The following is a 6,894-nucleotide window of genomic DNA, read 5'->3' as shown; positions in this document are numbered from 1 at the left end:
AAAGTCCTTCCAGTGGCATTGACCTTGGCAAGGGTGGTGAAGTTGATATGGGGGGGAAGTCAGCTCCTTCTGTCACATCTGGTGGGGTTGGAGTCACCACCGAAATCACAAATATAGGAGGTTTGAGTGTAACCGGGGGCGTCAGTGTCGATATCAGCCCTATAGATGTCGGGGTCACTTACGACCCAGCGGAAAACTCAGTCAGTGTTTCCGGCGGTGCAGAAATTCCAGGAGGCCTCCTGGGCGCTTCTGGAGGTGTGACGATCGACTTAGGTACCGGAAAAGTGACGGGCGGGTCTGTCGGTGTAGAAGGTCTCGGCGTTGGCGTTAACGTCTCCGTCTCTAAAGATGGTGGCGTTGGTGTTAGTGTTTCGTTGCAAATTCCCTTTACCCCGATCGAGATCGAATTGGGGCTAGGATTTCCAGCACCAACACCAACACCAGCACCAACACCAACTCCCACACCTGGCAATACAATGCCTTCTACGTGGAAACCGGAAGTTCCACCCTTGCCACCATTAACGGTGGAACCTGGTCAATATTATGTTAGAACCACAACGCAAAGTGCAGAAGGTAGATTCTGGTATCACGATGGTGATGGGAGCTGGCGATATGAACCAACAAATAGTGATTCTTCTGGGCTTTCGACACCAAACATTAGCCCGCCTACTGAACCTGCTATATGTACACAAATAACTCAGCAAAATATTGCTAGCGCAGTTACGCAGGATGGAAGCATTATATATCTTCCAGCATCATCAGACTCAGCTTATTTTCACAGTGCGCATATAACTCAAATAAGAATATCCAGTCCAGCATTTTATATAGCCCCTTTTGGATTAGCAAGAATAAGTCAGTTCACTTATTTTCGTAGAGCCGAAGTATTTGGATACACAGACGTTTACGGCAGATATTTCCCACCATATATTGTGTCCACTGCCAATCTTTTGCCTCCGTATTATGGAATTCCTAACAAAGGAGAAGGGATATATTGGAAGTTTTTAGGTTATGAACTTATAAGTGAAACAACGTTAGAGCTTATAAAATGTAAGCAGATAATAGTTTTACCTTCTAACAACGCTCCATTTCCTAACCCACCACCAAGGAGACGAAACATGGATGAATGCTGTAGAGAAAGTATTAAGCTACAACGATTGATAGTTCGCCACCTTGGCGCAGAAAGAAGTTCGGGTCAGGAAGATTTACCTAATGGTATCAAGGAAGTTGGGAGCACCCAAGATGGAATTCGTCAATCATATCCTTTTGAGGTCAAAAAAGCCTGGCTGGATCCTAATGCCAAAGAAGACCAAACTACGTCTATACGGAACGATCGGCAGCTAGCACTTGTAATAGGAGGAATGATTGAAAGGTTAGAAAAAGTTTTAGGAACCTCAGAGTTTTATAAAGATTCTGACAAAAAGTTGCGACAAAGCGAAGGCAATATGTTGAGCTGGTTGACAGGCAAAAATAAAGACTTTAACTATCCCGATCCTAACGACTTTTGGATAAACACCGACGATGGAGTTATCAACGAGAAGTTACTAGAAGTTCGCAGTATCGCCGATGGATTGCGCTATCAAATAGAAGCTTTGAATAGGCTAGAAAGAATACTACCGATTGCAGAATTAAAAGACAGTTCCATTCCCGCTAGATGGATACACCCAGGGGGGAAGGGACAACTTCGAGTAGGCAATTTAATTCACCTTTGCGAATACATGATTCGCAAAGACGATCGCGACAGAGGCTATTGGCCCCAAAAAATTGTTCTAAAGAAAGCAAATCCCGCAATTGAGGGCGACAAAGAAATAAGCATAGATTTTCACAGCCAAGCAGACTTGTTGCGTTATTTAACACAGCAAATTGTGGATACAGAAGGTGACGTGGACATGGGCTCCAACTATGATCTACGTCGCACCTATCTAGATATTATGGCTCTTCAGCTAACGATTAAGAATAATCGTTACTTGCAAGCCATAACCGAATACATGAACTTCGATCTAACAGAATCGGTAGATAAAGTACCAATTCCGTTTGACCCATTTGCCGGAAAAAATCGCAATGAAATTCAAAAGTTCTGGAATAAATACGGATTTGGAGACGGAGATGAAATAAATTATCCTCAGAGCAACACAGAACCTGAAATAGAAGAACTTTCATCTGGCATACTCCAAAATTCGGAAATAGAAATAGGTGTCGTCAAGTTCGGTTACAACGTGGACGACCCAGAAAATAAAAATAGAAAGGAACCAAAGACTTTAAATGAAGCACTCATAGAAATCCTCAAACATTCTTCTGCAAGTGCAGCGGCAGTAACCGAAAAAGTATCTGAAGGAGCTTTAGAGCGGGTCGTCGATGCTGCAGCATTATCGCAAAAACTAGCTTCTTACTTATTGAGGCGAGATGTCCGCGAAGGTTTAGGGATAGGTGATTTGGACAACTGGATTGCTGAAGCAGAAAAAGGATACACGAGCAACCCAGAAAGTGAATCACTACGATTTCCTGAATCGGATGCCAGCCAGCCATATAGCCGGCCAACAACTCAAAACCCCAGCATCCGGGAAATTGATACAAAAGACTCTCAAGCAGACTAGGAATAAAAAACAATGCAGATACTCGACGGGCAAACAGCAAGCGCTATATACGCGGGAAAAGCTGATGAAGATTGGCTAACAAAAATCAGTAATTTCTTTGATAAAATTACAGCCCAAATCGGCGACATTATCGGCAATATCGAAATTGGTGGAGTTAAGTTAGGCGATTGGTATGCGGCAGATCCGGTAGGCGCAGCTGCGGGTGTAACGCTGGGCGGTGTGGTCGTTTATTTGGGCGGCCAGGTTGTTGGGGCCACAATAGGCTCAATTAGTTCCTTAGTAGCGGCGGTTCGGTCTTTGGGATTAATGGGAACACTCAGAGCCGGAGCAACAGCAGTTCTTAGGAGCGTTGGATCTCGTGCCATTTATCTGCTCGGGCACCCAGGCCGTCTGGCAACTACATTTTTGGCGGGGATAACGACAGGTGCAGTTATGCGTTGGTGTGCAGGTCAAGCAATGAGGTTGATTAATTTCAACTGGAACGAAACAGACCAGCAGTTGGATGCAAAAGTCAAAGCAGCCGAAAGAAATCTGTGGAGCGTAAGCGGCGGCACGCTAGGAACATTGTTGGGGACAGCACTCTGCGGCGTAGTTCCTGGAGCTGCCATCGTCCGGGTAAATCCTGCCAAACTGGCAGCAATAAAAGAGGTAAATCAAGAACTTTACGAAGAGGCAATGCCCGCGGTGAGAAACCTTATAATGGCTACCCTCCGAGTTGGAGCTACCAAAACATTTATAGCAATCTATAAAAATTCTCGCCGAATACTTAAATCATTGTCGCCTGTAATCAGAAGAATCCCATTGGTGGGAGAAACCCTCAGTAGCTGGTTAGATAAATGGGGGGCGGCCGATAGCAAGCCTTGGTCTATAAATATCGGAGTTCAAGCAGTTATAAAACTAATCCAAGATGAAAACATTCAGGAGTTTTTTGAGGAACTCTGGGAGGAATTCCTTGAATCGTGTACAGAGTCCGTCTTTGTTTTGTCTACAGCATTCGGCTAGTATAATACTTATAACTTAGGACGGAAATGAGTTGGGAAGAAAAATTAAAAGAAATGCTTGCCCCATCAGCATTGAAATGGCCGTACAGAGTCGTCCAAATCAAGCCAAACAAAAAAAAAGATTACGAAATCTATACTCTCTCTGGAAGAGAAGAAGATATCGCTGCAAATGGTTCCTTGTTTTTGGCGCTATATGATTTGCAGACAAGAGATAAGATTAATTTTGAGGAATTTTGGGAAGAGTGGGAGATGGGTTTTCCCAAGCTTACAGAAAGAATAGAGACAAACTACCCGACAACTAGCTGGAGAAAACCCGATAGTCGGCCACGCTATCGAGAATGGAAAGATCCATCTCCCGGGACCACAAAAAATAATTACCGAGTTATCGAATACTGGCGCGACCGTTCCGTTGAAAGCGAATCTATTATATTGGCAGGCAACGATACACAGTTAATCGGCCACATCATTCAAATAGAGTACGAAGGAAGCGGTCAAAATATTGCAAGCGTAAGCGGCAAAAACAGCAAACCACCTTTAAAAGGGTGGCCCGCAATCACTCTCAATTTTATCCAACCCAACGAAGAAGTCCGGCGAAAACCTAACGGAAGCCCGCGGGCCCGCGTGACTGGCGAAAAAACTATTCGCTGTGTCAATTTTACGGACGATCGCCAAATCGTTGATTTGGGACTGGGAGCAGAACTCATAAGGTCCTCAAACATTCGCCAATGGGCAACACGCATTCAAGAACAGTTCAGTTCGCCAGCTTATCGCTGGCAAAAAGGGCGAGAATGTTTGTCCTACTCTGGACATATCGCACGGCTCCAAGGGCTAGAGGGGTATGCCTTTGTGCGATCGGCGCAGCAAGGCAAAGATTTATTCACCAGGCTGCTAAAAATTTTTGATTTTACTCCCGATCGTCTAGGGTTTCGTTACTCCGGCAACGAAGCAGCCGAAGAAGCTTACCCCGCAGACCCTCCCAACTTTCAGCTTTTAGGAAAGGAGTGGGAGGCTGAAGCCGAAAGAGCAATAGCTGAGGTCGTATTTGATAACGCCTTACTCTACCTACCTAAACTGCGATCGCCTATTCCCTTAGTAAAAGGCTCTAAAGTCGTCTACGAAGCTTAACAATTTTTAACAATCTACCCCTCAACTTTTCCGGAACCTAATAGGTTCCAGTAGCATTTTTCACCTCAAAACTTTGCTGGACAAGGCTTTCAGGAATCGCTACTATCGAAATCAGTACAGAAGTATTTTAAAAATGCCAAGACATAGACGGCGGCTCACTCGCAAAACACTGACGGCAGCAGAAGTAGACATCTATGCGGAGTACCTCAAAGGCAACCGCAAACACCAAGTTCCGCGAAAAGCTCCAAGTAATTACCGAGAAACGACTGCGGCACGAATTGTACCGTTTGGATTAAGTCCCAGTGGAGCAAATTTTACTCGCGTCTCTGTGACTCGGGGCGCCTTGGGCATTTTAAATGTGCTGGGAACAGCGAACATAGACGGTATTTACGGTTTAGACCTTGCAGAAGGTGCCGTCAAGGAAGTGAATTTTTACCCAGCACTGGCTAAAATTACCCTAAAAGCCCCTAACGTAACGCCAATTACAGCGGGAGTATCAGCTTTTACGGGGCGACCGAGAAATTACAAGCCAGGGAGGAGCGGCTCGGTGCCTTTTGGTCGCGGGTCCGTTACTGCACAGCCGGATGCGCAAAACCCGGCTACCGCGCAAGGTAGTATCGACGATATCGATTATATGGATGCGGTCCTTGGCATCAAAAAAAGCATTTCAGCTTCAGCCTATACCGGAGCAAAAAGCGTAGCATTTGAGCCAGAGATTTTCCGTTCAGACCGGGAAGCTACAAACTTTGGCAAAACTCCTGTCGCTCCTGTGTTTTAGTCTTAAGTAGTTCCATACTATGGATATACTCGCGAGCAGACAAGCTATTGAAGCTCATGAAGTTGCTGTAGATACAGCTATTCATCAAATCAGGTCAGTTCTGCAAATTGTTGTTGACTTGGAAGCTGCCGCCGAAGAAATAGAAGAGCGCTGGCATCTGGCTTGTTCAATAAGCCAGCACTCTAAGTTATTTCTGGAAGGAACAATATCTGGAGAAGATTTTTTCGATCTCGCCGAAATGGCAGGAATAAATATCGACCAATACGCAGACGAAGTTGAGCAGAACTTAGAAGAAATTGGTTTTTTGTGTTAACACTCAATCTCAATGATTCCACTTTGTGGAATTCCGTTTGGCAGCTAGATGTTTTAGCTTCTTCAACGAGTGACAGTGGCAGTAACAGTGAAAAAGATTACGCTCCTATTCCTCCACAAGTCTGCCCAATCGTTTTACATCAACCAGTGCTAGCAATTTCCGTAATTAATCCATTGGGTAAGCCAAGATGGTTTAGCGCTGGTTTTCTTATTCAGAAAATTAGAACCCCTTTAATTGTTGGAGCCAATTTTGATACTCACGTACAAAGTCGCTCCATACTTTTAGGACAGGTTCAATTAGTCTCGTTTCTTGATGTTAAGACAGCCGATTACGCAGTTGTTTTTCAACCGCGTTTCTGGCACCGTCAAATCAGCTTAATAATGTGGGAATACCAAGGAACTATTGAGGAAAACTAATTGCGCTGATAACAAATTGCAAGAATGAAAACAAATGAACCACTTGGGCACAATTGGCGCAGTAGTAGGAACGGTTGCTGCCTTTCTTTCCATCCTTGCTTACTTAGACAAAGGGATACGCAATAATAAAGCTCGGTCAAAAGCTCAACAAGGTCGTATTACTTCTTTGGCGAGAGTTGCTCAAATCCAAGGTCAACGCTTAACGAACTTAGAAAAGTGTGTGTCTAGACAAGACGAAAATTACTCCCTCAACTCGGGGTTAATAGCATTAGAAAATGAAGCTTTTGAAGAATTCAAAGAACACGATACTAAACTGACTTGATTGGATTTGAGAAGTTAAAGTTCATTCGACGTGACATGACAATACAACGAGCAAGAGACTTGTTGAGCCAGTCAAATACCGACTCTAACGAGCTGAGAAATGCAATTATAGCTTTGGAAAATGAGAAGAGGTATGTTGAAAACTGCATACTTCTTGAATTTCGGAGCAAGGAAGAAGGGGAAGCAGTTGTCAATGAAATTTCTTTGCTGATTAAACAATTAAGACAACGACAATGTACGAATTAATTTTTTCATTACCTCTTGGTAGATCGACTGAGCTAATTATGGGTAGTTTAAAGCTAATCTACCCTGACAACCAAATTATTGAATATTTGGCGACTTCTGGAGT

The 6,894-nt window shown here is 44.1% G+C and carries 8 protein-coding genes; all 8 read left to right on the top strand.

Annotated features, from left to right (window positions below; all coding sequences use genetic code 11):
• Positions 1 to 2,591: hypothetical protein (locus QUB56_RS35870; RefSeq protein ID WP_332961125.1), on the top strand; the 2,591-nt coding region annotated here is incomplete at its 5' end.
• Positions 2,592 to 2,603: 12 nt separating this feature from the next.
• Positions 2,604 to 3,593 carry a hypothetical protein gene (locus tag QUB56_RS35865; protein WP_332961124.1) on the top strand — a complete coding sequence of 330 codons (990 nt, stop codon included), beginning with the start codon at positions 2,604 to 2,606 and terminating at the stop codon, positions 3,591 to 3,593.
• Positions 3,594 to 3,619: 26 nt separating this feature from the next.
• Positions 3,620 to 4,717 carry a hypothetical protein gene (locus QUB56_RS35860; protein ID WP_332961123.1) on the top strand — a complete coding sequence of 366 codons (1,098 nt, stop codon included), beginning with the start codon at positions 3,620 to 3,622 and terminating at the stop codon, positions 4,715 to 4,717.
• A 133-nt stretch (positions 4,718 to 4,850) separates the two neighbouring features.
• Complete coding sequence (locus QUB56_RS35855; RefSeq protein ID WP_332961122.1) at positions 4,851 to 5,495, top strand: hypothetical protein; 645 nt, start codon at positions 4,851 to 4,853, stop codon at positions 5,493 to 5,495.
• 19 nt (positions 5,496 to 5,514) lie between these two features.
• The gene (locus QUB56_RS35850; protein ID WP_332961121.1) at positions 5,515 to 5,808 is read left to right on the top strand and encodes a hypothetical protein; all 294 of its coding nucleotides are present in this window, start codon (positions 5,515 to 5,517) and stop codon (positions 5,806 to 5,808) included.
• Positions 5,802 to 6,224, top strand: a complete 423-nt coding sequence (locus QUB56_RS35845; RefSeq protein WP_332961120.1) for a hypothetical protein — start codon at positions 5,802 to 5,804, stop codon at positions 6,222 to 6,224. Before QUB56_RS35850 ends, QUB56_RS35845 begins: the two co-directional genes overlap by 7 nt.
• A gap of 34 nt (positions 6,225 to 6,258) precedes the next feature.
• Positions 6,259 to 6,546 carry a hypothetical protein gene (locus QUB56_RS35840; RefSeq protein ID WP_332961119.1) on the top strand — a complete coding sequence of 96 codons (288 nt, stop codon included), beginning with the start codon at positions 6,259 to 6,261 and terminating at the stop codon, positions 6,544 to 6,546.
• 35 nt (positions 6,547 to 6,581) lie between these two features.
• Positions 6,582 to 6,791 carry a hypothetical protein gene (locus QUB56_RS35835; RefSeq protein ID WP_332961118.1) on the top strand — a complete coding sequence of 70 codons (210 nt, stop codon included), beginning with the start codon at positions 6,582 to 6,584 and terminating at the stop codon, positions 6,789 to 6,791.
• Positions 6,792 to 6,894: the final 103 nt, after the last annotated feature.

Origin of the sequence: Microcoleus sp. AR_TQ3_B6 (assembly GCF_036702785.1) — a bacterium.
Classification (GTDB): domain Bacteria; phylum Cyanobacteriota; class Cyanobacteriia; order Cyanobacteriales; family Microcoleaceae; genus Microcoleus.
Note: the sequence above shows the minus strand (reverse complement) of the source record. Positions and strands in the feature narration are given on the sequence as shown.